This window comes from Pseudoalteromonas sp. PB2-1, from assembly GCF_045040605.1.
Classification (GTDB): domain Bacteria; phylum Pseudomonadota; class Gammaproteobacteria; order Enterobacterales; family Alteromonadaceae; genus Pseudoalteromonas; species Pseudoalteromonas arabiensis.
On sequence record NZ_CP090667.1, the window covers coordinates 2,428,570 to 2,451,786 of the forward strand.

Sequence of the window (23,217 nt, forward strand, 5' to 3'; positions counted from 1 at the left end):
AGCAATAGCTGGCTTGAATAAGTGCTTTTAAGCAACTTTAAATTGCTTCACAATCTGATCAAGTTCCAGCGCTGTTTGCGCCAGTCCATCAGCAATAGCAGCAGCTTGCTCTGCTCCATCCATTGTTTCATGAGCTTTCTCATTCACATGCTGTACACTTTCACTAATTTGCTGACTGACAACATTTTGCTCTTCAGAAGCACTCGCTATTTGTACATTCATATCTTTAATGGTCCCTACTGATTGCGATATTTGTTCAAGCACGCTGCCTGTTTGCTCTGTTTTTTCTGCTGTTTGCTCAACACTGACCATATTTTCTTTCATTGAGTCTACTGATTTCTTCGCTTCATTTTGTAAGTTTGAAATCATTACTTGTATTTCTTCGGTGCTCTGTTGAGTACGACTAGCTAATGATCTAACCTCATCAGCAACAACTGCGAACCCGCGCCCTTGCTCTCCTGCTCTTGCAGCTTCAATTGCTGCATTCAAAGCAAGTAGATTAGTTTGATCCGCTATCCCTCTGATCACATCCAGTATTGAGCCAACAGACTCTGTCTCAGCCTCTAAATTAGCAATAGTTTTACTAACATGAAGCATGGTTTCTACAAGTTCTCCCATCGCAGCATGCGTTTGCGAGACCACTTGTGTGCCTGTTAAAACCTCGTTATCTGCTTTTGTAGCTGCCTCTGCCGCTAATTGCGCACTTTGGGTTATTTCATTGATTGTTGCAGACATTTCATGCATTGCTGTGGCTGTTTGCGTCAGTTGGTCTGATTGGTGTTCAGCACCTGTCTTAGAATTTGTTGTGATGGTAGTTAACTCCTGCGAAGTTTGCGAAACTTGAGTCGTTGAGTCACTGATTTGAGTGACCATTTCATTAAGTTTAGCCACCATGTCCCGCATCGCTAAATAGATACCCGTTTCATTACCCTGCTGACTAAAACGATAGGTTAAATCTCCTTGTGCTATTGATTGAACAATACGAGCTATTTCGCTTGGCTCGCCACCAATAGGTGCTTTTATGAGCCGAGATATAAAAATACTTAAGAAAATCCCTACAGCAATAATAATTAGCGAAAACACTAAAATCGTATTAATCGCATTTTTGCTGCTAGCTTGTAGCATCGGACCGATTTCATCTTGACGATTTTGACTTGCTAATTTTATTTGCTCTATTTGCTCGGCAATTGCAGGGCCTATTTTATCTAAGGTACCTGATATCACTTTATTACGTTCGCTAATTGCTTCGTTAACGAGCACTAAGCCTTCAATGTATTCATTGTTTCTGAGTTTTATATCTGCGAGTAACGTTTGCTCTTTATTGCCATTCACTGTTTTTGCCAAACTCTCTAGTTTGTCCAATAAAACTGTAAACTCTTGTTTCGCCCTATTAAGTTCTTCTTGCGTGTTATTGACAAGAAACTTAGCGGCATATAAACGACCTAATAAGAGTGACTCTTGTACTTGTGAGCTGTAAAACAAAGCTGAAACATCATTTTTTTGCATACTTAATTGAATTATTTCACTGATCCCCTCTCGCATATATTTACCATTGGCATCAAGCATGTTGGATACAATTTCATTTCGCTTATTAATGAGGTTAACAATTTTTTCAAAGGCTGATTTATAAGTTAACGCCTCTTGCTCTATGGTTGTGATCGCTTTAACTTTGTTTGCATCATTAAACTGCCGCTTTCCAGATTGGATGAGATCATTTAGTAATTGATAGCGATTAGTAAATTCATTAATACTCGCTTGGTTCTGATCCTTTAAGTACTTAAGAGCACTTAAGCGAAGACTTAAAACATTTGATTGGATTCGACCTGAAATATTACTATCACGTGCATTTGCACGATAATCTACAAAATTTTCGTATCCAGAATTAAGTGCGATAAGTGCAACAACACTAACAACACCAAGAAGAAGGACCATTGCACCAAAGGCTAGGTACAGCTGGGTATTTAACTTTAACTTAGTAAACATAACGTTCTCTCTGTTTAACGTTGCGTCCACTGCATTAAGAGTCCTTGATAGGATGCTTAAACAAAGTATAGAAACAATGTATGTAAATGAAATGTTTAATACGAAAAAAGATTAATTTACGAAATATCTGATAAGAGCAAAGGTGTTAATTGTATTAAGAGCAATTAAAACCTTGCAGTGAAATATGTTTGCTGTGCTCACCCAAGCTATCTTCATGATGAATAATTAATTCATCTTGATTCACAGTAAAACTAAATTCCCCTAGCCATTGTAAAGAAGCTATTGGTTCTTGATGATAAAAACCCTGTTTGTCATAACAAAGATAAGTAAAGTGATGGTAAACATCAGCAAAAACACCATAATCTGCGGTAAAAACATTAATATGTTGTTGCTGCTTAAAATGCTTTGCCTGAGTGCCTGCCACTAAATACCAAAAACAAACAGATGCCATTATCACCACTTGCAACCCTGCGAAGATAAAAGATAACAGCCGAATCAAACGAATAGGTTTTGTATCTTGATAGAGTAATCTTTCATGTTTAAGAAGGATAAAAATACCCACTATCACCATAAGTAATTTTATAAACATCAGATAAACCCCTATCTGATACATCATTTTGGGGCTATGCCATTGAATACCAAACACTTGAGGAACAAACAAACTATCGATAAGCGGTAAAAAAATAAACAGAGTAGAAATTAATAAATTTTTATTTTTCATCGTATTCCTTAAAACTCTCATCATGTTACTTTTTCCCCTTTGCAAAAGCAAAAAGGCGTAATCTTGCGATTACGCCTTTAAAAGTTTTAGAGATACTTTTTATAATGCAGCAAATACGTCATCTGTTTTAGCAGCACAAATAAAATCGTTTTTGTGTAAGCCTTTAATTGAATGACTCCACCAAGTAACGGTTACTTTACCCCACTCGGTTAAAAGACCTGGGTGGTGACCTTCCTCTTCGGCCATATCACCCACTTTATTTGTGAACTCAAGTGCTTGCTTGAAGTTTTTAAACTTGTAAACACGCTCTAATTGCATAATGCCGTCGCGCACTTCAGGAACCCAATCAGGGATCATTTTAATCAATTCTGCTAATTCAGCATCAGATACTTTCGGCGCATCCGCACGACACGCTTCACACTTTTGTGTGCTTAATGAAGACATTGTAAATCCTTAACTTGCTAATTTTTCTTTAGGTGGAAACTTTGGCTCATGTAGCCCTAATTCTTTTGCTTTACTCACCAGCGACATGATATCCATTTGTGAAATATCGAATAAGTCATTGATTGAGCTTATGGTGTAGTACACAGGTTGCATTATATCAATACGATAAGGTGTACGAAGCACATCTAATACATCCATTGCATTGATTTCTGGCTTATCTGAATATACATACTGTGTTTCGCCAGGGCTCGATAAAATACCGCCACCATAGATACGCAGGCCTTGCTCAGTTTGCATCAAACCAAACTCAACAGTAAACCAGTAAAGACGCGCTAAATAAACACGATCTTTCTTTTCAGCGGCATAGCCTAACTGGCCGTATTTGTGAGTAAACTCAGCAAATGCAGGGTTAGTTAGCATGGCGCAGTGACCAAAAATCTCATGGAAGATATCTGGCTCTTGTAAGTAGTCAAACTCTTCACGACTACGAATAAACGTCGCAACTGGGAACTGCTTGTTTGCTAATAAACGAAAGAACTCATCAAAATCAATCAGTGCCGGAACAGGCGCAACTTGCCAGCCCGTAGTTTCGAGTAGCACTTCGTTGAGTTCGCTAAGTTGTGGAATACGATCTGTTGGTAAATTGATTTTCTTGAGACCTGCTAAATATTCATCACAGGCTTTACCTTCGATGCAAGCGAGTTGGCGAGCAACGAGCTCAGACCATATTTTATTTTCTTCTTCGCTCCAATGGATAACCCCATTTTCATCAGGTTGCTTGGAGGTGTAATTACTTGCTTTAGCCATAATAACCTTCTTCGTTAAATCGTGATCAGCATCGATCAGAGTTTCATTAACTTGTTGGTTGATACTATTTAAAAGTAAGCAAAAGTTTAATAGCTAGGGTTGTTTTCGAGACTTTCAAAAACAACCCATATGTAAACTTAAAAATACAACAAAAAATCAATAAGTTTACATAACCAGAAAACAAAGGGGTTTAGAGCTAAATTTCTGTAAACTTTAAATTACACACTAACCAATGAATGTAAATGCAGTTTTAAGATCGTTAATTACATCGTTAACATCTTCTAAACCAACTGATAAGCGAATTAGGCCATCACTAATACCTGCGGCTGCTCTTTCTTCAGGTGTATAAGGCGAATGGGTCATTGATGCAGGGTGTTGAATGAGGGTTTCAGCATCCCCTAAACTGACCGCAAGGGTGCAAAGTTGCGTGTTATTTATAAATGTTTCACCATCTTCTAGACTGCCCTTTATTTCAAAGGCAATTACACCACCGGGCGCTTTCATCTGTGAGCCAATAAATTTATGACCCGGGTGTGATTTAAGCCCTGGGTAATATACTTGGCTCACTAACGGGTGTTGCTCTAAATATTCAGCGACGACTTGGGCGCTCGCGCAGTGGCGCTCCATTCGTACAGCGAGAGTTTTTAAACCGCGATTAATTAACCATGCATCATGAGGGCTAATCGTTGCACCAATATCTTTTAATACCGTCATTTTTATCAGGTTGATATGTTCCTCTGTACCACACACAAGCCCTGCCACCACATCACCGTGGCCATTAAGATATTTAGTTGCACTGTGCACCACAATATCAATGCCAAACGAAGTAGGTTGCTGTAGCAAAGGTGTTAAGAAGGTATTGTCGATAACGCTTATCAGTTGATGCTGCTTGGCAACGTCGGCAATTAAACTTAAATCAAGCACTGCCATGGTCGGATTGATTGGTGTTTCTGCAAAAATCATTTTTGAATTTGCTTTAACCGCGCCACGTAGTTCAGCTTCGTTAGTCATATCAACAAAAGTGACTTCGATCCCAAAGCGCGGCAACATGTGAGCAAAAAATGCAAAGGTACAACCGTATAGCGCGCTAGATGCCACTAGATGGTCACCTTGTTGTAAAAAGCTAAGTACAGACGCAGAGACGGCTCCCATACCTGTCGCTGTTGCAGCCGCTGCTTCACAGTTTTCTAACTGAGCTACTTTTTGCTCAAGATCTTGCGTTGTCGGATTACCTAAACGGGTATAAATAAAGCCCTGCTCTTCGCCAGCAAATCGGGCTGCACCTTGAGCGGCATTAGCAAATGCGAAGGTAGAGGTTTGGTAAAGCGGCGCACTGAGTGCGCCATGTGGGTCATTTGGTTTTTCTGGACCATGAATACATTGTGTATGTAAGTGATGCTTAGTCATTGTGTGTTCTCGTTTTTATTATCAGTACTTCATACTCATAAATAAAACGTAGATACCCACAATGCACAAGCATGCCGGATGCTCAGATGGCTAAATATCACTCAGCCATTTTTATTAACTGTACACAAAAGTTGTCATTTTGTGTTTTCGGTCTCTTTATCACTGGTGCGTGAAGCAATTTTACGGGCAATACTATTGGCGGTTTCTTTTAGCAAGCTGCGTTTATGTTCCAAGCGAGGTAACGGACGGCTTAGTTCCATCGCTTTATAGCCTATGCGCGCAGTAAAAATACCTGCACTTAACCCTTGTGCTGCACGGCCCGACAATTTCCCCAGCAATTCAGCACTTAGTGCCGTGGCAGCTAGATCAGATACCAACTCTGCACTGCCAACAAACAACACTTGCTTCACCAATAAGCGATACAATTTAATACGGCTTGCGTAACCAAAACCAATACCGTAAATACGGCCAATTTGCTCAATGAGCTTAGTTCCACGCCATAACACGGCCATCATATCCACTAGAGCCAGTGGACTGAGGGCAACTAACAAAGCTGACTCAGTCGCAAAACGGTTAATCAGTTTTTTTGCTTGCTGATCTTGGCTCACCAATAAACTATCGGCGTATAAGGTCATGATTTCTTTATCGGTATGATGACTCGCAATTTGCTGCTTGAAGTTTTCAAAGCCTGTTAACGCTTGATGTTTATTAAGCTTTTCAAGCCACGGCAGTGCTTCACCTACTTGCTCGCTATTAAGTAAGCGGTCGGCCTCGCTGCGGTGTAATTGGTTGCGCTTCAGGCTTCTCAGCATGCGGTACTCACGCCAGATAACACGGGCAATTAATAGCACACCACTGAGAACAGCCGTTAAATACACCGAACCAAGAATAATTGATTGCTGAAACGTCACAAACAGCGACATTGCAAACTCAAGTAACACTAAAACTAAAAAGCTAACAACAAATACCCCTTTTAGGGTTTGCCATTTCGACTTTTTATACACGGGTTCTAACTCAATGTCGTCTTGCAATACTTCGGCATCTTCGACGAACTCAGCATTCTCTATTACTTTCGCAATGGTTAGCTCATTTTTAGGCTCTTCATTGCTCGCAGAGCTTGAAATACGGCGACCTGCCTGAAAGTTCATCTCTTTTGTATGCTCGCTCATGTTAGTTTGTCTCCTATCAGGTACTGCATGACATGATCTAAACGAATATGCCTTAACCGTTTATCAGGGCATGGAAGTGGCGAGAACGATAAGAACTCAAATCCCTGTTTTGGCCACTCTTGTTTGTTGAGAAGGCGTGATGGTGGCTGTGGTGGTAAATACGTCAGCCATTCTTGCTCGCCTAAAGGCTTGCCATAAATACAGGCTAACTGCTGGCCTTTTTCTGCTACTTGGCGCGGCTCTGTAGCGCAGATAGATGACATAGCCATGGTTTCAATTTGCACGCCTTCGAACTTCAAATGATTCGTTTGGTCATGCACGATTGAATCGAGCAATAGTGCTAAATCTTTATGATATTGAGCGCTAATATGGTCCGACTTATTCGCTGCAAACAGTAACTTATCGATGTTTGGTTTAAACAAACGTTTAAAGAAGCTGGCTTCACCATAATTAAAATGCGCCAGCAACTGGTTAATAACGCGGCTTTGCTCATGCAGCGTTTCGCTGCCTTCATTCAATGCGCTGAGCACATCCACCAGCACAATTTGTCGGTCAAAATGACGGAAATGCTGCTCGTAAAAAGGTTTTACAACCTCTTTTATATAGGCTTTATAGCGCTTTTTAAGATGCGCTAAGTTTGACCCTTCGGTTATGTCGTCAGGTACATTCGCAACTGGGAAAAACTGCAGTAACGGCGCTCCTTTTAGCTCACCGGGCATCAGCATGCGACCAGGTTGCAACATGGCAAGTTTGGTGTCTTTTTTAAGGCCAACCAATAGCTTTTGATAAAGCGCTGCGATATCAGCCAGCTTGCTTTCATCAACATTGGCTGATAAATCAAGTTCAGCAAGGGCGGTTAAAAATGGCTTAGCCTTCTCGTTACGGGCTGTTTGCTGCAAGAGAGAGTATTGTGACTCACACCAATCAGCAAATGATTGCTCCAGCATTGGCAAATCAAGTAACCACTCACCGGGGTAATCAATAATGTCTAAATAAAGTGTTGATTGCGGTGCAAAATGACCACGCAGCCCTGAGTTACTTTGGTATTTAATTGCCAAACGTAAGGTATTTATACGCTCTGTGGATGCAGGCCATGATGGCTCACCTTCAACAGGTAACAACGCCGATAATGCATTCGTGTACTCAAATGTCGGAATTGTCAGTGCTTGCTGTGGCACTATTTTTGTAGCGATATGGCGCTTTTCGCGCATCACATCAAAAAAGGGTAAGTTTTTATCGTCAGCTTGGCTGGTTAAATGTTTAACCAAGGCGGTAATAAATGCAGTTTTGCCGCTGCCACTTAACCCTGTGACGGCTAACTTCACGTGTTGATCTAAACTACGATGAAGCGCTTTTTGTGCTTTATTTTTTAACGAATTGAAGGTGTTCTTTGCAAATGATTGGCTCATACAATGTCTGGCACCTCATTTGCACTTGATTTCACGATGCAAACAAGGTGCGTTTATATCCTTTAAAGTTTGTTGATTTCACGGCTAACCGTAAACTCTGTTGATGTGACATAGCGTTCCATCTCTTGTAAACGACCATCAACTCGAGCAAGACGATCTTTTAAGTCTTGTAATGCACGGCGAGGTGGCTCCCCTTTTTGCCATACCTTAAATTTTACTTCAAGCGGGTCCTGGTGAATGCTATCTGCGTTTTTAACTGTTTTTTCGGCTGGTTTTTTATCTAAAATAAACCACGCAGCAATGTAAGCAACCACAATAAATGGACCGCCAGATAATAATACTGCCGTCACAACTAAAATACGTACCAGCCAAAGCTCCATGTTAAAGTAGTCGCTGATACCCGCGCACACGCCGGCTATTTTACCACGCTCTGCGTCTCTGAATAATTCGCGTTTAGTACTCATACTTTACGTCTCCACTGTGGAGCCTCTTGATCAAGTAAGGCTTCTAATGTTTCAACACGCTCGGCCATTTTATCTGCTTTTTGTGCAAGCTCTAACAGCTGGCGATGTTCGTGTTCACTTAAACCTTGGCTCACTTGTTTTTTACTACGGTAATGTAAAATAAGCCAAAGTGGGGCAACAACCACCATAAATACAATAATGGGTGCCATCAAAACTTCTGCATCGAACATAATTCTCTCCTGTCAATCCGTTATGTGTTTAAGCATTGGGGGACACGCCCCCATTTTATTATTTTTTATCTGCTAATTTTTTCTTAAGCTCAGCTAGCTCATCATCAATCTTTTCGTCTTGCTGAAGGCCAGCAATTTCGTCTGATAATGATTTTTTACCAAGATCATAAGACTCTATTTGTGATTCTAGACCATCGATCTTGTTTTCGTAACGCTCAAAGCGGTTTAAAGCATCTTCAACTTTTGAGCTGTCGAGTGCTTTTTTCACTTCAAGACGTGACTCAGCAGAACGTTGACGTAAGATGATTGCTTTTTGACGCGCTTTCGCATCTGCTAGCTTCTCTTGTAACGTACTTACTTCTTGCTGTAGTTTTTCGATGTGAGACTCTACATGCTCAAGCTCTGTTTCAACTGCTGCCACTGCATCTGCTGATTTTTGCTTTTCAATCAGTGCTGCACGTGCTAAATCATCACGGTCTTTACTGAGCGCTAATTCAGCTTTTTCTTGCCAGTCTGCAACTTGAACTTTCAAAGTTTCAACGCGACGTACTAGCTCCTTTTTCTCAGCAAGTGTTTTTGCTGACGTAGAGCGAACTTCTACTAATGTATCTTCCATCTCTTGGATGATCAGGCGAACCATTCTTTCTGGATCTTCTGCTTTATCTAAGATGGCATTGATATTAGAATTAACGATGTCTGCAAAACGTGAAAAAATTCCCATAACATTTACCTCTTTGGTGTTTTAACTTAATCAGTTGGTATCTCTAGTATCAATATGCTTGCCAACTTTTATAGATGTAGAATAACTCAATACATTCAAACAGTTAAACTAAATTTATAAATTCCTTTAGTTCTCACAAATAATGAAATACACTAGATCTTAGTAAAAATGACTAAGAGTTAGGGAATATGAGCCAATTTCGCCAACAGGATAATTTACTCGGCCAATCTGACAGCTTTTTAAGCGTACTTGATCAAGTTTCACAATTGGCAAGTCTTGATAAGCCTGTACTTATTATTGGTGAGCGCGGTACAGGTAAAGAACTGATTGCTGCGCGTTTACATTTCTTATCTAAACGTTGGGAACAAAACTATATAAAGCTTAATTGTGCAGCACTGAATGAGAACCTGCTTGAAAGTGAACTGTTTGGTCATGAAAGCGGCGCATTCACCGGTGCCAGCAAACGTCATGAAGGCCGATTTGAACGCGCCAATAGCGGCACATTATTCCTTGATGAATTAGCCAATACCTCAGCCATGGTACAAGAAAAACTCCTGCGCGTAATTGAATATGGCGAATTTGAACGCGTTGGTGGTAAGCAAACTGTTAAAGTCGATACTCGCCTAGTTTGCGCAACCAATGAAGACTTGCCGACCCTTGCTGAACAAGGCGAATTCAGAAGCGATTTACTCGACCGTCTTGCTTTTGATGTTATTACCCTGCCCCCACTGCGCGAACGCCAAGAGGATATCATGCTGCTTGCAGAGCAATTTGCAATAAATATGGCCCGCGACCTCGAGTGGGAATTATTCAGTGGCTTTACGCGTAGCGCCATCGAAACGCTGCAATCCTATGAATGGCCAGGTAACATTCGCGAATTAAAAAATGTAGTTGAACGAAGCTTATACCGTCATGGCAATGAGCATATTCCCGTTCACCAGATTATTTTAGATCCATTTGCAAGTAAATTTAGACCCAAGCAACGTGTCAAAGCAGCAGTGAGTAGTGCCCCCGTTACAAACGTTGAAGCAGCGCCTATTGCCACATTACAAAATCAAGATGCTGTGACACTCAATAAGCCCGACATTCAATTTCCTTGTAATTTAAAACAGCTATCAAATGACTTTGAAATTGATGTGATAAAAAAGGCACTGGAATATAGTCAATTTAATCAAAAGAAAACTGCAGAACACTTAGAATTGACGTATCATCAATTACGTGGCTATTTGAAAAAATACAATTTATTAGATCAGCAGCAATAGTTAGAGGCTAATCAGGTGTTTAAACCGTTACTTGCTTTGTCTTTGGTGTGCTTAGTAGGCTGCCTAGATAGCGAAGAAAAAACCACAGAACAAAAAAACCAAGGCTTAGTGTATTGCGCTGAAGCTAACCCCGTGTCGTTTAATCCGCAAGTGACAACCACTGGTTCGACTATCGATATTATTGCTAATCAGCTATACGACCGCTTGCTCAGCATCGACCCTGTCTCTGCTGAGTTTCAGGCCGAGCTTGCCACTGATTGGAAAATAAGTCCTGATGGTAAAGCCATCACATTTATGCTCCGTAAAGGGGTAAAATTTCATACTACTCGGTACTTTACACCGACCCGAGACTTTAATGCTGATGATGTTATTTTTACCTTCAGTCGCCTATTCGATGTTTACAATCCTTACCATTTTGTTGGTGATGCTAACTACCCATATTTTCAAAGTGTCGGAATTGATCAATTAATTCGCCGTATTGTACGCGTTTCTGATTACCAAGTTCGGTTTGAATTATACAACGCTGAAAGTAGCTTTTTAGCAAATTTGGCCACGGATTTTGCTGTTGTGCTATCGAAAGAATATGCTATGCAGCTCAAAGATCGCAAACAAGAGAACCTGTTTGATCAATACCCTGTTGGTACAGGTCCCTATGTATATAAAGAATACCGTCGTGACCGCTTAATTCGTTACTATCGTAACCCTGATTATTGGAAACATCCCGTTGTGCTTGAACAATTGGTGTATGACATTACACCAAATGGGACAACAAGGGTTGCGAAAATGCTCACTAAAGAATGCGATGTGACTGCGCACCCAAGTAGTGCACAACTCAGTATTTTGTCACAACGTGAAGATATCAAAGTTCAAAAAGAGCAAAACCTCAACATTGGTTACTGGGCCTTCAATACGGAACGTCCGCCGTTTGATGATGTGCGTGTTCGACAAGCCCTCGCAAGCGCCATTGATGTCGACAAAATTATGCAAGCTGTGTATTACGGTAACGGCATAAAAGCACAATCATTATTGCCTCCAGCATCGTGGGCCTTTGAAGCACAAAAAGCGATGCCCGAGTTTAACCCTGAGCTTGCTAAAACTTTACTTGCCGAAGCGGGCTATAAAGATGGCTTTGATATGAATATTTGGGCCATGCCAGTAAGCCGAATTTACAACCCAAATGCACGTAAAATGGCTGAATTAATGCAAAGTGATTTACGTAAAATTGGCGTTAATGTCAGCATTGTAGAATACGAGTGGAACACTTTTTTACAACGCATTGGTGAGCATCGTCACGACAGTGTACTACTGGGATGGGCAGCCGATACGCCTGACCCTGATAACTTTATGAGCCCGTTACTAAGTTGTACTGCTACTTTTAGTGGTAAAAACCCCGCTAACTGGTGTAATCCTGAATTCGATTTACTACTTACTCAGGCTCTTGATACCACTGACTTAGAAAAACGAAAACAGTTTTATAACCAAGCACAGCGAATAATTGTTCAAGAAATGCCGATATTGCCGATTGCACATGGAATGCGCTTTCAAGCGGCAAGTAGTGACGTTAAAGGTATTAGCCTAAGCCCCTTTGGAGGCATCTCACTGGCTAACGCGAGGAAAGAGTAATGATTCTGGACTATATTCTTCGCCGTTTAGCGCTATTATTATTCATGATGTTAACATTGAGTGTCTTCACTTTTTCGTTAAGCTTTTTATTCCCAGGTGATGCACTGACCAACTTGAGTGGCGTTACTAATAGTACTTTTTCTCAAACAAATGCACTTGAAGCGAAGTTTCATTTTAGCGAAAATTATGTAATACAATATTTTGCATTTTTAGAACGGATTATGCAGGGTGACTGGGGCATCTCTTTTGCATCGGGAGAAAGTGTCTTTGCGCATATTATAGATTTGTTTCCTGCTACTCTTGAACTAAGCACCTACGCACTTATTGTGTCTGTGTTAGTGGGTGTACCTGGCGGAATATTAGCGGCGGCTTATTATAAACGTTGGCCCGATAAATTAATTAACTCAGGAACCTTAGTTGGCTATTCAATGCCTGTATTTTGGCTAGCTCTATTACTAATTATGGTGTTTTCACTACAATTAGGCTGGTTTCCAATGTCAGGCCGAATGGGGTTACTCTACGAAGTAGAGCCCGTTACGGGCTTTATCCTCATTGACATTATTGCCGATGATTTCCCTTATCATGGCATGGCATTTTTAGATGCGCTGCATCACTTGACCTTACCAACCATCGTGTTAGCCATGTATCCAACAACAGTATTGGTTCGCTTTACCCGTGATTCAATGCTCAAAGTGCTCGATCAAAGCTATATTAAAACAGCCCGTGCAAAAGGCTTAAACCGTGCGCAATTAATTATTCACCATGCACTACGTAATGCATTACTGCCTGTAATCAAGCAAATTGGTCTACAGTTTAGTACCTTGATAACGCTGGCAATGATAACGGAAGTTATTTTCTCTTGGCCAGGTATTGGTCGCTGGCTAATCGACAGTATTTATCAACGTGACTACCCAGCTATTCAAGGTGGCTTACTCGCTGTGTCTATGTTTGTTATTTTGGCTACCATAGTCGCCGAACTAACATATACGTTATTCGATCCATTATCGCGGAACCAAGCACATGGCAAAGTTTAATTTATTCTCTGAAGAGTCGAATAAATCGCCACTAGCGCGGTTTTGGCGAAAGTTTAAAACAAATCACCCTGCACTAGTTGGTTTGTGGCTGTTTATAGCACTTGCATTACTTGCTGCATCCGCTCCACTCCTTGCGCCTTACGGCGTGAATCAGCAGCATAGCGATGCTTTATTACTACCTCCTTCTTGGCATGATGCTGGCGATGTTAGGTTTTTGTTAGGTACTGACGATTTAGGCCGAGATGTATTGTCACGTTTAATGAACGGGGCAACTTATACCTTTGGCCTATCTGTTGTTGCTGCACTAATTACCACTGTTATAGGTGTATTAGTCGGTACATTTGCTGGTATTAGTCATGGTATTCGCTCAAGCTTTTTGAATCACTTACTCGATATCACGTTATCTATCCCATCACTGTTACTGGCGATAATTATCATCGCAATTCTTGGCCCTGGTTTAATGAATACAGTTTGGGCGATTATCTTAGCCTTATTACCACAATTTATTCATTCAGTAAGGAATTTAATTGTTGAAGAGCTAAGCAAAGACTACATTACCGCTTTTAAACTCGACGGCGCATCTAATTGGCATATTTTAGCACGTGGTATTTTTCCAAATATTTACGAACATATCGTGGTTATTTTTACCATGGCTTTGTCGACAGCAATACTCGATATTTCAGCGCTAGGTTTTTTAAAGCTAGGTGCACAACCTCCGACTACAGAATGGGGAGCAATTTTAGCTGAAAACCTAGGTTTAATTTATCTTGCCCCTTGGACTGTTGGCCTGCCAGGCGTATTATTATTTCTAGCGGTCCTGTCTACCAATTTAGTAGGTGATGGTCTGCGCCAAGTGCTTAAAGAACGTAAGGCTGAATAACTATGCAATTACTCGATATTCGCAATCTCACGATAGAGTTACGCACTTCTGACACAGTAATTCGTGCAGTTGATAAGGTCAGCTTAACATTAAAAGAAGGCGAGGTTCATGCTCTTGTCGGTGAATCTGGCTCAGGAAAAAGCTTAATTGCAAAAGCGATTGTTGGAGTTTTAAATAAGCGCTGGCATATCACAGCAGATAGAATGCATTGGCGCGGCGTTGATTTAATGCGCTTGTCGACAGAACAACGCAGGAAGCTAGTCGGTCAAGATATTGCGATGATCTACCAAGACCCCAGCCGCTGTCTTGACCCTACAGCCAAAATATTTGATCAAATAGCTGAAACCCTGCCCGCACAAGCGACCAGTGGCTTTTTTTTAAAGCGTAATAGACAACGTAGAGACAGAGTAAAAGCATTGATCCACAAAGTGGGTATCAAAGATCATAAAAAGGTGCTCGACAGCTACCCTCATGAACTTTCTGAGGGGATCTGCCAAAAAGTGATGATAGCGATGGCCATTGCCCGTACTCCTAAATTACTTATCGCTGATGAGCCGACAACTGCACTTGAAAGCACCACCCGTGCACAGGTATTCAGGTTACTAAAGAGCTTAAACCAGCTAAAAAACATGTCGATACTAATGATCTCTCATGAACTGGAAGAGATCTTCGAGTGGTCGCATGGTATGCACGTTCTATATTGCGGACAGATGGTTGAAGCAGGCCCGACTAATCGTATTTTTAGTCAGCCTCACCACCCGTATACTCAAGCACTTTTGAAGAGCTTACCTGATTATGAGCAAGGCCTTGCCCACAAAGAGCCGTTTTATGCATTAAAAGGCACTATTCCGACCTTGCAGCACTTACCTATAGGTTGCCGTTTGGGGCCTCGTTGTCCACAAGCACAAAAAGCATGTGTTGTAACACCTAAGCTGACTAAACATCATAGCCACAGTTATGCTTGCCATTTCCCCCTCATTAAGGCGATGAAATAATGCAACCTCTGTTAAAAGTTCAAGCGTTATCAAAGAGTTTTAATTTACGTGCAGGGTTATTCTCACGTAAACGCTTTTCAGTACTAAAAAATATTTCGTTCTGCTTAAGTCAAGGCGAAACCATTGCGATTATTGGTGAAACAGGTTCAGGCAAAAGCACCCTTGCTAAGCTACTTGCTGGAGCCGACAATGCCGACAAAGGGCAAATTTTACTGGACGGTAATATTATTGAAAATGATGGCTTACGTGATAACGACTGTCGTCATATAAGATTGATATTCCAAGACTCTGAAGCTTCACTCAATCCTGGTTTGACTATTGGCGATATGCTCAATGACTGCTTACAGTACAACACTGATTTAAACAAAGATGAACGTGAAGAAAAAATAAAGCAGACTCTCGCAAAAGTGGGTTTGCTATTAGATCATCAGCATTATTACCCACACATGTTTAGTAGTGGCCAGTTGCAACGCATAGCGCTTGCACGCGCTTTAATTCTAGACCCTAAGGTTGTAGTTCTCGATGAGGCTTTGTCGTCTCTAGATCCATCTGTACGCGCACAAACGGTAAACTTATTACTACGTTTACAAAAAGATACGGGCTTGAGCTATGTACTGATTACGCATCATTTAAGTTTAGTCCGCCATATTAGCGACCAACTCGTGGTACTCGATCATGGTGAAATTGTTGAGTACGGGCAAACTGAGTCAATCTTCCAAGATCCACAATCAAAAGTAACACAGAAGCTGTTGAATTGCTGATAGTGAGCTGTCAGCTATCAGTTTGGTTCGGCGTTAAAACGCCTCCTATGAGGGTGATTTGATCACTCAATTAACCTTACTCTTTCCCCTCGGCTTTTACACATCAATTCTGTCACCATGGCTTGGTGGTGTTGATGTAACGATAAAATGTAATGGTTCAGTACCTTGATTAGTTAGCTGATGAACTCGGCCAGCAGTTACATGCAAACCTTGTTGCGCAGTCAGTTGGTGTATTTGCCCATCAAGCTCGATAGTGGCACAACCACTAAGCACGAAGAAAAATTGCTCTGCATGCTTGTGGTAGTGCTTTACTTCAGCTCCACCCACAGGAACATGTTCTTGAATTACACTCAGTGCATTAGACTTTACCAAATGCCAACCGTCGCAATTGTTACCCCATGTGTAATGCTCTGCGCTATGTTTGTCTACGATACTCAAAACTTTTTATACATCCCTTGGCTTTGTGGCGCGACAAACTTGTAGCCAAGCTTTTCGTAAAAACCTGGTTTATCAGCCACCATTGTGACATAGCTGCCCTCAAAGGCTGCCGATTCAATGTAACGGTCAACATGTTTCATAATCACTCTGCCTAAGCCTTGCCCCTGGTAGTCAGGTGCCACAGCAATATCAACCACTTCAAAATTACAACCACCATCGCCAATTACACGCCCCATACCAATCAGCTCTTCGTCTTTGCGGATACAAATAGCATAAAGAGAATTTGGTAAACCTGCTCTAGCCGCCGCGAGTGAACGAGCCGACAAACCCGCTTTGCGGCGCATTTCACAGTATTCTTCGGCACTCGGCAGTTGCTCAATAAAACTATATTGCATAATTACTCCTTCTCTGTGGTAACAAAAAAGGCGCCAGAGGCGCCTTTTACTTAAGTCGTTTTGCTACTTATTCAGCAGCTTGAACCACTTTTGGTACCTGAATATCAGCTTGCGCTTTAAGTGCAGCAATAAATACCATGTAGTTTTTATTCACTTGAGCCATGGTGATATTTTGCTTTTGTTGCTCATTAATTTCAGCTTTAGGTGCTTCATTAACAGCTTTTAATGCAACGATTGCTGTATCACCATTGCTTAGGTCAACAACATCAACAACTGGCTTATCTTCAGGGTGTGCCATTTTAAATGCTTGTTGAACAATTGCAGGCGACACCGTATAAGCTTGACGAGCAAGCGCAGCTTCTTGACGAACAGTTAGTCCTTCAGCCGTTGCTACATCATTTAAGCTCTTTCCAGCTTCAATATCAGCATACAGAGTACGTGCTTTTTCTTTAGCAAGTTCCGATGCTTTTTGTGCTACTAATGTTGCTTTGATTTGCTCAGAAACGTCTTCTAGCGGTTTAGTTGTAGCCGCTTTATGATCATTTACACGCACAACGATAGCATGCTCATCACCGACTTCAATCACTTCTGAGTTCATGCGATCTTCTAACACTTCAGGTGAGAAAATGGCAGCAACTACTTGAGGGTTGTTTAGCGGTTCAGGTAACGCATTACGTGTAACAAGTTCCGTTTTTTGTACTTCTACGCCAGCTACATCTGCAGCATCTGTTAAAGTATCTGAAATTTCAAACGCAAGTTCACCCATTTGAGTTTGCTTCTCATAAAACGCATTAACTTTCTTAGAGCGTTCAAGTTCAGCGCGAAGTTCATCTTTTACGTCTGCATACGGTTTTACTTGCTGTGTTTGGATGTCAGTAAGCTTAATGATGTGATAACCAAATTCTGATTCTACAACGCCTGATATGTCACCTTTATTTTCAAGAGCATAAGTTGCGTCTTCAAACGCGGGGTCCATCATGTCGCGTTCAATCCAATCTAAGTCACCGCCCATTTCAGCGCTAACAACATCATCAGATGATGATTCAGCTAATTCAGCAAAATCGGCACCGTTATTAAGCTGTGTTAATAGCTCTTCAGCTTTCGCTTTTGCGGCATCATCATCTTCACTGTTATCAATTAAGATATGCGAAACACGACGTTTTTCAGGCTCAACGTATTGTGCGCTGTTTTGGTCATAGTATGCTTTTACGTCATCTTCAGAGACACTTGAATCTAATTCAAGATTTGCTGCATTTAGGTCAATATAGCTTACCGATACTTGCTCTGGTGACAAAAACTGCGGTTGGTTTAAGTCGTAGTAATCCGCAATCTCTTGCTCAGTGACTTCAATACCCTCTTGCAAAGACTCTTTATCAACAACCACATAATCAATGCTACGTGTTTGTTGTTGCAGCGCTACAGTATTATTTAATTCGTTTTCTAAAACAAAATCACTGCCCGCCACTGCACCAACCAATTGGCTGCGTGTCATATCTTCACGTAAATACTCACGAAAAGCGTCTGGTTGGAAGTTCATTTGACGAATAACTTGTAAGTAACGGTCATTGCTAAATTGGCCGCCAACTTGGAAGTAAGGCATTTCTAAAATAGCTTTACGAATACTTTCATCACTGACGCGAAGACCCAATTCTGCCGCTAGTTGAGTTTGCAATTCTTGTTGTACTAAACGGTCGATGACACCTTGACGAATTTGCGCCATGTAATTTGGATCGGCAGCGATTTGTGCGAAGTATTCACCAAATTGTTGCTCTAAACGGCTGCGTTCGTTTTGGTACGCACGGCTGAACTCGGTTTGGCTAATTTTAACTCCATTTACTTCTGCAACGGGCTGCTCTGTGGTTTGTCCTAAATAACCACCAATCCCAGCTAAAGCAAAAGATAAAATCACCGCGCCTAAAATAATTTTGGCTGCAGGTCCCTGCGAACCTTCTCTGATTTTCTCAAGCATTTATTTATCTCTATTCTGATCAGGTAAAAATTATACCAATTAGCTTAATGAAGTATCATTGCGGCTTGGTATCAACCCTGCTCATGTAAAAAAAGCGTATCTTACCAGATACGCTTTTCCACTTGAAGTAACTGGCGCTAAGATACTTAATTTGATCTAAGTGCAATTAAGTATCTTTCACCTAACTAATCGTGTGTTGATTAGTTTACTGCGTCTTTCAGCGCTTTACCTGCTTTGAAAGAAGGAATATTTGCTGCAGCAATCTGGATAGTTTCACCAGTTTGCGGGTTACGGCCTGAACGTGCTGCGCGCTCACGTACAGAGAAAGTACCAAAGCCAACTAGCGCTACTGAATCGCCATCTTTAAGAGCGCCTGAAACAGCCTCGATGAATGAATCTAGTGCACGACCAGCAGCCGCTTTAGAAATGTCAGCATCAGCTGCGATTTGATCGATTAATTGAGATTTATTCACAATATCATCCTCTTTCATTGTTATTATCAAGAGCGATTGTTTTTAAATTAACATCACTGTTTTGAAAATTTATGAGCAAATTAAGTTTATGCTCAGTTTATTATATTTTTCTCAACCCTAGGCCACATAAGGCCTAGGCTTGAAAACTAGTGCTTAACTTATCATACCTTTGGTATTTGAAAAGCCCCTAAATGCACTTTTTTGCGGTTTTTTACTGGTTTTTTTCAGTTTCGACAGAAAAACTCTCAACTGGGTGCTTTAAAGCCAGTTTTAAAACGTCATCAATCCAAGTAACTGGGTGAATTTCAAGGCCCTCTAATACGTTATCAGGGATCTCTTTTAAGTCACGTTCGTTAATTTTTGGAATAATAACAGTTTTAATTCCACCACGATGTGCTGCAAGTAGCTTTTCTTTAAGGCCGCCAATTGGTAATACTTCACCGCGAAGTGTAATTTCACCAGTCATGGCGACATCAGAGCGTACAGGGTTCCCAGTTAAGCTCGATACTAAGCCTGTCACCATGGCAATACCCGCACTTGGGCCATCTTTTGGTGTTGCGCCTTCAGGTACATGCACATGAATATCACGCTTTTCGTAAAAGTCGCTATTAATGCGTAGTTTCTCAGCACGATTACGAACGACCGTCATCGCTGCCTGAATTGACTCTTGCATTACATCGCCCAAAGAACCGGTATAAGTTAGTTTGCCTTTACCCGGTACGGCAGCAGATTCGATAGTCAGTAAATCACCACCTACCTCAGTCCACGCAAGGCCCGTTACTTGGCCAATGCGGTCACCATCTTCTGCTTTACCATAGTCAAAGCGTTGTACACCTAAGAATTCTTCAAGGTTGTTATCGTCGATAAGTACCTTTTTGGTGCCTTTATCAAGCAAGATATTCTTAACCGCTTTACGGCATAGTTTTGATACTTCACGTTCTAAGTTACGAACGCCCGCTTCGCGTGTGTAATAACGAATAATACCAATAATCGCACTGTCTGCTATCTCAACCTCAGACTCTTTTAAACCGTTACGCTTCACTTGTTTTGGAATTAAGTGTTGTTTTGCGATATTCAGCTTTTCATCTTCGGTATAACCCGATAAACGAATCACTTCCATACGATCCAGTAATGGACCTGGGATATTAAAGCTGTTTGAGGTGGCAACAAACATGACATCTGATAAGTCATAATCCACTTCAAGGTAATGATCAGCAAAATGGCTATTTTGCTCTGGATCGAGCACCTCAAGTAATGCTGAAGCAGGGTCTCCGCGCATATCCGATGACATCTTATCAATTTCATCTAATAAGAATAATGGATTCTTCACACCCACTTTGGTCATATTCTGGATTAACTTACCAGGCATTGAACCAATGTAAGTACGGCGGTGACCACGGATTTCAGCTTCATCACGTACGCCGCCTAATGCCATACGCACATATTTACGGCCTGTAGAACGCGCGATTGACTGACCCAATGAGGTTTTACCCACACCTGGAGGTCCTACTAAACATAAAATAGGGCCTTTTAACTTATTGGTACGTTGCTGCACAGCAAGATACTCAATAATGCGTTCTTTCACTTTATCTAAGCCGTAATGGTCGGTATCTAGAATCTTTTGCGCACCCGCTAAGTCTTTTTTCACTTTTGAGCGTTTTTTCCAAGGCACATTGATTAATGTATCAATGTACGAGCGCACAACAGTCGCTTCTGCCGACATTGGCGACATCATTTTTAACTTAGCAAGCTCAGCGTTCGCTTTTTCTTGTGCTTCTTTTGGCATGCCCGACTCTTCAATACGCTTTTTCAGCGCTTCGAATTCATCCGGTACATCATCAAGCTCACCGAGTTCTTTTTGGATGGCTTTCATTTGCTCGTTGAGGTAATACTCGCGCTGCGATTTTTCCATCTGCTTTTTCACGCGGGTACGAATTTTCTTCTCAACTTGCAATAAATCTATCTCGCCTTCCATCAACGCCATTAAGTACTCAAGACGCTCTGTTACATCGGCAATCTCAAGCACTTTTTGCTTTTCAGGTACCTTAAGTGGCATATGTGCCGCCATAGTATCAGCCAGACGTGCAGCTTCATCGATACCTGACACAGAAGTAAGTACTTCTGGTGGAATTTTCTTATTTAGCTTTACATAGCCTTCAAACTGGCTAATTGCGCTGCGGATGAAGATATCTTGTTCTTGCTCGTCGATATGGCTTGATTCAATGAACTGCGCTTCTGCAACAAAGAAATCATCATTATCTAGAAACTTCTCTACACTTGCGCGTTGTGTTCCTTCGACAAGCACTTTAACGGTGCCATCAGGTAGCTTTAATAACTGAAGTACTGTGGCAATAGTACCCACACGGTAAATATCATCTTGCTGCGGATCATCAACTGAGGCGTCTTTTTGCGCCACTAGGAAAATTTGTTTGTCCTTGTCCATCGCCGCTTCTAAGCATTTTATTGATTTTTCACGACCAACAAAAAGCGGGATCACCATGTGTGGATAAACCACGACATCGCGCAGTGCCAACACGGGGATTTCGACTCGATCTGTTCTCTCAAGCGTCATTATATTCTCTTCGCACTTCATTTATTTTAAAGATTACTCAAGTATATGGGGATATGTAAGGGAAAGTTCAACAAATTTATAAAAAAAGGAGCCTTTGGCTCCTTTTTAATGCTTAACTGCTTAATATTTGAACTATCAGGAGATTACTCTGATGCTGCTTTATCTTGATTACCACTTTGGTAAATCAAAATTGGATCAGACTCACCTTTTATCACTGTTTCATCGATAACAACTTTGCTTACTTCATCCATTGATGGCAGCTCATACATAGTATCGAGTAACACACCTTCAACTATCGAGCGTAAGCCACGTGCACCTGTTTTACGCTCCATTGCTTTATGTGCAATCGCTGATAAAGCATCTTCGCGGAACTCAAGCTCAACATCTTCCATCGCGAAAAGTGCTGAAAACTGTTTTGTTAACGCATTTTTAGGCTCGCTAAGGATTTGAATAAGCGCGGCTTCATCAAGTTCAGTCAATGTTGCAACAACAGGTAGACGACCAATAAACTCTGGGATTAAACCATATTTTACAAGATCTTCTGGCTCAACATCTTTAAATGTCTCACTTAAGCTGCGGCTTCCTGATGAGTTTTTAACCTCAGCACCAAAACCAATACCTGTGTTCTTATGACTACGCTGTTCAATCACTTTATCTAAGCCTGCAAATGCACCGCCACAGATAAATAAGATCTTAGATGTGTCAACTTGTAAAAACTCTTGCTGCGGATGCTTACGACCACCTTGTGGTGGTACTGATGCAACCGTACCTTCGATTAATTTAAGTAAAGCTTGTTGAACACCTTCACCAGACACATCTCGGGTGATTGACGGGTTATCTGATTTACGTGAAATTTTATCAATTTCATCAATATAAACGATACCACGTTGTGCTTTTTCTACGTCGTAATCACACTTTTGCAGTAGCTTTTGAATGATATTTTCAACGTCTTCACCTACATAACCGGCTTCAGTTAGCGTAGTCGCATCAGCCATAGTAAATGGTACATCAAGTAAACGTGCCATTGTCTCAGCTAGAAGTGTTTTACCACTGCCCGTAGGACCAATTAGCAAGATATTACTTTTACCCAATTCGATATCTGGGTTGATAGTTTGATTACGTAGACGCTTGTAATGATTGTAAACTGCAACAGATAACACTTTCTTCGCGTGATCTTGGCCAATTACATAGTCATCTAAGTGATTACGAATCTCTTTTGGTACAGGCAGTTTATCAGACGCGTTGTGCTTAGGCGCAATGTCTTTGATTTCTTCCCTGATAATATCGTTACACAGCTCAACACATTCATCACAAATGTATACTGAAGGACCGGCAATTAACTTACGTACTTCATGCTGGCTTTTGCCACAAAAAGAGCAGTATAACAATTTATTACTTTTGTCGCCGTCTGTAGGAGTGTCAGACATTCAGCTACCTCTTTTATTACGTTGGTAGCAGCA

22 protein-coding genes are annotated in these 23,217 nt (G+C 41.2%); 6 read left to right on the forward strand and 16 right to left on the reverse strand.

The annotated features are described in order from the left end of the window. Positions 1-27: 27 nt before the first annotated feature. The 10 genes from L0Z67_RS11355 to pspA form a co-directional block, all read right to left on the reverse strand. Positions 28-1,983 carry a methyl-accepting chemotaxis protein gene (locus L0Z67_RS11355; RefSeq protein ID WP_237127063.1) on the reverse strand — a complete coding sequence of 652 codons (1,956 nt, stop codon included), beginning with the start codon at positions 1,981-1,983 and terminating at the stop codon, positions 28-30. Between the two features lie 154 nt (positions 1,984-2,137). Then, positions 2,138-2,704: a hypothetical protein gene (locus tag L0Z67_RS11360; RefSeq protein WP_062569867.1), complete on the reverse strand. Its 567-nt coding sequence runs from the start codon at positions 2,702-2,704 to the stop codon at positions 2,138-2,140. A 99-nt stretch (positions 2,705-2,803) separates the two neighbouring features. Then, entirely contained in the window at positions 2,804-3,148 is a 345-nt protein-coding gene (locus L0Z67_RS11365; RefSeq protein ID WP_036969771.1) for a 4a-hydroxytetrahydrobiopterin dehydratase, read from the reverse strand. Positions 3,149-3,157: 9 nt separating this feature from the next. Further along, positions 3,158-3,991 (reverse strand): phenylalanine 4-monooxygenase, encoded by an 834-nt coding sequence (gene phhA, locus L0Z67_RS11370; protein WP_228074484.1) that lies wholly within the window; start codon positions 3,989-3,991, stop codon positions 3,158-3,160. A 189-nt stretch (positions 3,992-4,180) separates the two neighbouring features. After that, positions 4,181-5,362 (reverse strand): methionine gamma-lyase, encoded by a 1,182-nt coding sequence (gene megL / locus L0Z67_RS11375; RefSeq protein ID WP_405128045.1) that lies wholly within the window; start codon positions 5,360-5,362, stop codon positions 4,181-4,183. Positions 5,363-5,496: 134 nt separating this feature from the next. Next, on the reverse strand, positions 5,497-6,531 hold the full coding sequence (locus L0Z67_RS11380; RefSeq protein ID WP_062569864.1) for a YcjF family protein: 1,035 nt from the start codon (positions 6,529-6,531) through the stop codon (positions 5,497-5,499). Further along, a complete protein-coding gene (locus L0Z67_RS11385) occupies positions 6,528-7,940 on the reverse strand; it encodes a YcjX family protein (protein ID WP_193987562.1) in 1,413 nt (470 codons plus the stop codon). The genes L0Z67_RS11380 and L0Z67_RS11385 overlap by 4 nt, the downstream gene beginning before the upstream one ends. A 62-nt stretch (positions 7,941-8,002) precedes the next feature. Beyond that, positions 8,003-8,404, reverse strand: coding sequence for an envelope stress response membrane protein PspC (gene pspC, locus L0Z67_RS11390; protein ID WP_062569862.1), 402 nt, complete (start codon positions 8,402-8,404; stop codon positions 8,003-8,005). Next, positions 8,401-8,634: an envelope stress response membrane protein PspB gene (pspB, locus tag L0Z67_RS11395; protein WP_036969793.1), complete on the reverse strand. Its 234-nt coding sequence runs from the start codon at positions 8,632-8,634 to the stop codon at positions 8,401-8,403. The genes pspC and pspB overlap by 4 nt, the downstream gene beginning before the upstream one ends. Positions 8,635-8,692: 58 nt before the next feature. Next, a complete protein-coding gene (gene pspA, locus L0Z67_RS11400; protein WP_405128046.1) occupies positions 8,693-9,355 on the reverse strand; it encodes a phage shock protein PspA in 663 nt (220 codons plus the stop codon). 188 nt (positions 9,356-9,543) lie between these two features. Here pspA and pspF point away from each other — a divergent pair, with 188 nt between their 5' ends. The 6 genes from pspF to L0Z67_RS11430 are packed head-to-tail and all read left to right on the forward strand — an operon-like array spanning position 9,544 to position 15,910. Beyond that, on the forward strand, positions 9,544-10,617 hold the full coding sequence (gene pspF / locus L0Z67_RS11405) for a phage shock protein operon transcriptional activator (RefSeq protein WP_405128047.1): 1,074 nt from the start codon (positions 9,544-9,546) through the stop codon (positions 10,615-10,617). A gap of 15 nt (positions 10,618-10,632) precedes the next feature. Then, positions 10,633-12,240, forward strand: coding sequence for an ABC transporter substrate-binding protein (locus L0Z67_RS11410; protein ID WP_193987563.1), 1,608 nt, complete (start codon positions 10,633-10,635; stop codon positions 12,238-12,240). Further along, positions 12,240-13,274 (forward strand): ABC transporter permease subunit, encoded by a 1,035-nt coding sequence (locus L0Z67_RS11415; RefSeq protein ID WP_193987564.1) that lies wholly within the window; start codon positions 12,240-12,242, stop codon positions 13,272-13,274. The genes L0Z67_RS11410 and L0Z67_RS11415 overlap by 1 nt, the downstream gene beginning before the upstream one ends. Beyond that, positions 13,261-14,154, forward strand: a complete 894-nt coding sequence (locus L0Z67_RS11420; protein WP_062569857.1) for an ABC transporter permease subunit — start codon at positions 13,261-13,263, stop codon at positions 14,152-14,154. The genes L0Z67_RS11415 and L0Z67_RS11420 overlap by 14 nt, the downstream gene beginning before the upstream one ends. Positions 14,155-14,156: 2 nt before the next feature. After that, positions 14,157-15,149, forward strand: coding sequence for an oligopeptide/dipeptide ABC transporter ATP-binding protein (locus tag L0Z67_RS11425; protein WP_193987566.1), 993 nt, complete (start codon positions 14,157-14,159; stop codon positions 15,147-15,149). Continuing rightward, positions 15,149-15,910: an ATP-binding cassette domain-containing protein gene (locus L0Z67_RS11430; protein ID WP_405128048.1), complete on the forward strand. Its 762-nt coding sequence runs from the start codon at positions 15,149-15,151 to the stop codon at positions 15,908-15,910. The genes L0Z67_RS11425 and L0Z67_RS11430 overlap by 1 nt, the downstream gene beginning before the upstream one ends. A 96-nt stretch (positions 15,911-16,006) precedes the next feature. Here the strand turns inward: L0Z67_RS11430 and L0Z67_RS11435 are convergent, their stop codons facing one another. The 6 genes from L0Z67_RS11435 to clpX form a co-directional block, all read right to left on the reverse strand. Continuing rightward, positions 16,007-16,348: a cupin domain-containing protein gene (locus tag L0Z67_RS11435; RefSeq protein ID WP_062569854.1), complete on the reverse strand. Its 342-nt coding sequence runs from the start codon at positions 16,346-16,348 to the stop codon at positions 16,007-16,009. Then, positions 16,345-16,743, reverse strand: a complete 399-nt coding sequence (locus L0Z67_RS11440; protein WP_237127068.1) for a GNAT family N-acetyltransferase — start codon at positions 16,741-16,743, stop codon at positions 16,345-16,347. The genes L0Z67_RS11435 and L0Z67_RS11440 overlap by 4 nt, the downstream gene beginning before the upstream one ends. A gap of 67 nt (positions 16,744-16,810) precedes the next feature. Next, the gene (gene ppiD / locus L0Z67_RS11445; protein WP_062569852.1) at positions 16,811-18,712 is read right to left on the reverse strand and encodes a peptidylprolyl isomerase; all 1,902 of its coding nucleotides are present in this window, start codon (positions 18,710-18,712) and stop codon (positions 16,811-16,813) included. Between the two features lie 200 nt (positions 18,713-18,912). Continuing rightward, complete coding sequence (locus tag L0Z67_RS11450) at positions 18,913-19,203, reverse strand: HU family DNA-binding protein (RefSeq protein WP_175580427.1); 291 nt, start codon at positions 19,201-19,203, stop codon at positions 18,913-18,915. A gap of 193 nt (positions 19,204-19,396) precedes the next feature. Continuing rightward, on the reverse strand, positions 19,397-21,757 hold the full coding sequence (gene lon, locus L0Z67_RS11455; RefSeq protein ID WP_062569851.1) for an endopeptidase La: 2,361 nt from the start codon (positions 21,755-21,757) through the stop codon (positions 19,397-19,399). A 143-nt stretch (positions 21,758-21,900) separates the two neighbouring features. Continuing rightward, a complete protein-coding gene (clpX, locus tag L0Z67_RS11460; protein ID WP_062569850.1) occupies positions 21,901-23,184 on the reverse strand; it encodes an ATP-dependent protease ATP-binding subunit ClpX in 1,284 nt (427 codons plus the stop codon). Positions 23,185-23,217: the final 33 nt, after the last annotated feature.

Bases quoted from the DNA above. Each gene is read 5' to 3' on its own strand.
- L0Z67_RS11355 (WP_237127063.1), bottom strand. From the start codon at position 1,983: ATGTTTACTAAGTTAAAGTTAAATACCCAGCTGTACCTAGCCTTTGGT.
- L0Z67_RS11360 (WP_062569867.1), bottom strand. From the start codon at position 2,704: ATGAAAAATAAAAATTTATTAATTTCTACTCTGTTTATTTTTTTACCG.
- L0Z67_RS11365 (WP_036969771.1), bottom strand. From the start codon at position 3,148: ATGTCTTCATTAAGCACACAAAAGTGTGAAGCGTGTCGTGCGGATGCG.
- megL (WP_405128045.1), bottom strand. From the start codon at position 5,362: ATGACTAAGCATCACTTACATACACAATGTATTCATGGTCCAGAAAAA.
- L0Z67_RS11380 (WP_062569864.1), bottom strand. From the start codon at position 6,531: ATGAGCGAGCATACAAAAGAGATGAACTTTCAGGCAGGTCGCCGTATT.
- L0Z67_RS11385 (WP_193987562.1), bottom strand. From the start codon at position 7,940: ATGAGCCAATCATTTGCAAAGAACACCTTCAATTCGTTAAAAAATAAA.
- pspC (WP_062569862.1), bottom strand. From the start codon at position 8,404: ATGAGTACTAAACGCGAATTATTCAGAGACGCAGAGCGTGGTAAAATA.
- pspB (WP_036969793.1), bottom strand. From the start codon at position 8,634: ATGTTCGATGCAGAAGTTTTGATGGCACCCATTATTGTATTTATGGTG.
- pspA (WP_405128046.1), bottom strand. From the start codon at position 9,355: ATGGGAATTTTTTCACGTTTTGCAGACATCGTTAATTCTAATATCAAT.
- pspF (WP_405128047.1), top strand. From the start codon at position 9,544: ATGAGCCAATTTCGCCAACAGGATAATTTACTCGGCCAATCTGACAGC.
- L0Z67_RS11415 (WP_193987564.1), top strand. From the start codon at position 12,240: ATGATTCTGGACTATATTCTTCGCCGTTTAGCGCTATTATTATTCATG.
- L0Z67_RS11420 (WP_062569857.1), top strand. From the start codon at position 13,261: ATGGCAAAGTTTAATTTATTCTCTGAAGAGTCGAATAAATCGCCACTA.
- L0Z67_RS11425 (WP_193987566.1), top strand. From the start codon at position 14,157: ATGCAATTACTCGATATTCGCAATCTCACGATAGAGTTACGCACTTCT.
- L0Z67_RS11430 (WP_405128048.1), top strand. From the start codon at position 15,149: ATGCAACCTCTGTTAAAAGTTCAAGCGTTATCAAAGAGTTTTAATTTA.
- L0Z67_RS11440 (WP_237127068.1), bottom strand. From the start codon at position 16,743: ATGCAATATAGTTTTATTGAGCAACTGCCGAGTGCCGAAGAATACTGT.
- ppiD (WP_062569852.1), bottom strand. From the start codon at position 18,712: ATGCTTGAGAAAATCAGAGAAGGTTCGCAGGGACCTGCAGCCAAAATT.
- L0Z67_RS11450 (WP_175580427.1), bottom strand. From the start codon at position 19,203: ATGAAAGAGGATGATATTGTGAATAAATCTCAATTAATCGATCAAATC.
- lon (WP_062569851.1), bottom strand. From the start codon at position 21,757: ATGACGCTTGAGAGAACAGATCGAGTCGAAATCCCCGTGTTGGCACTG.
- clpX (WP_062569850.1), bottom strand. From the start codon at position 23,184: ATGTCTGACACTCCTACAGACGGCGACAAAAGTAATAAATTGTTATAC.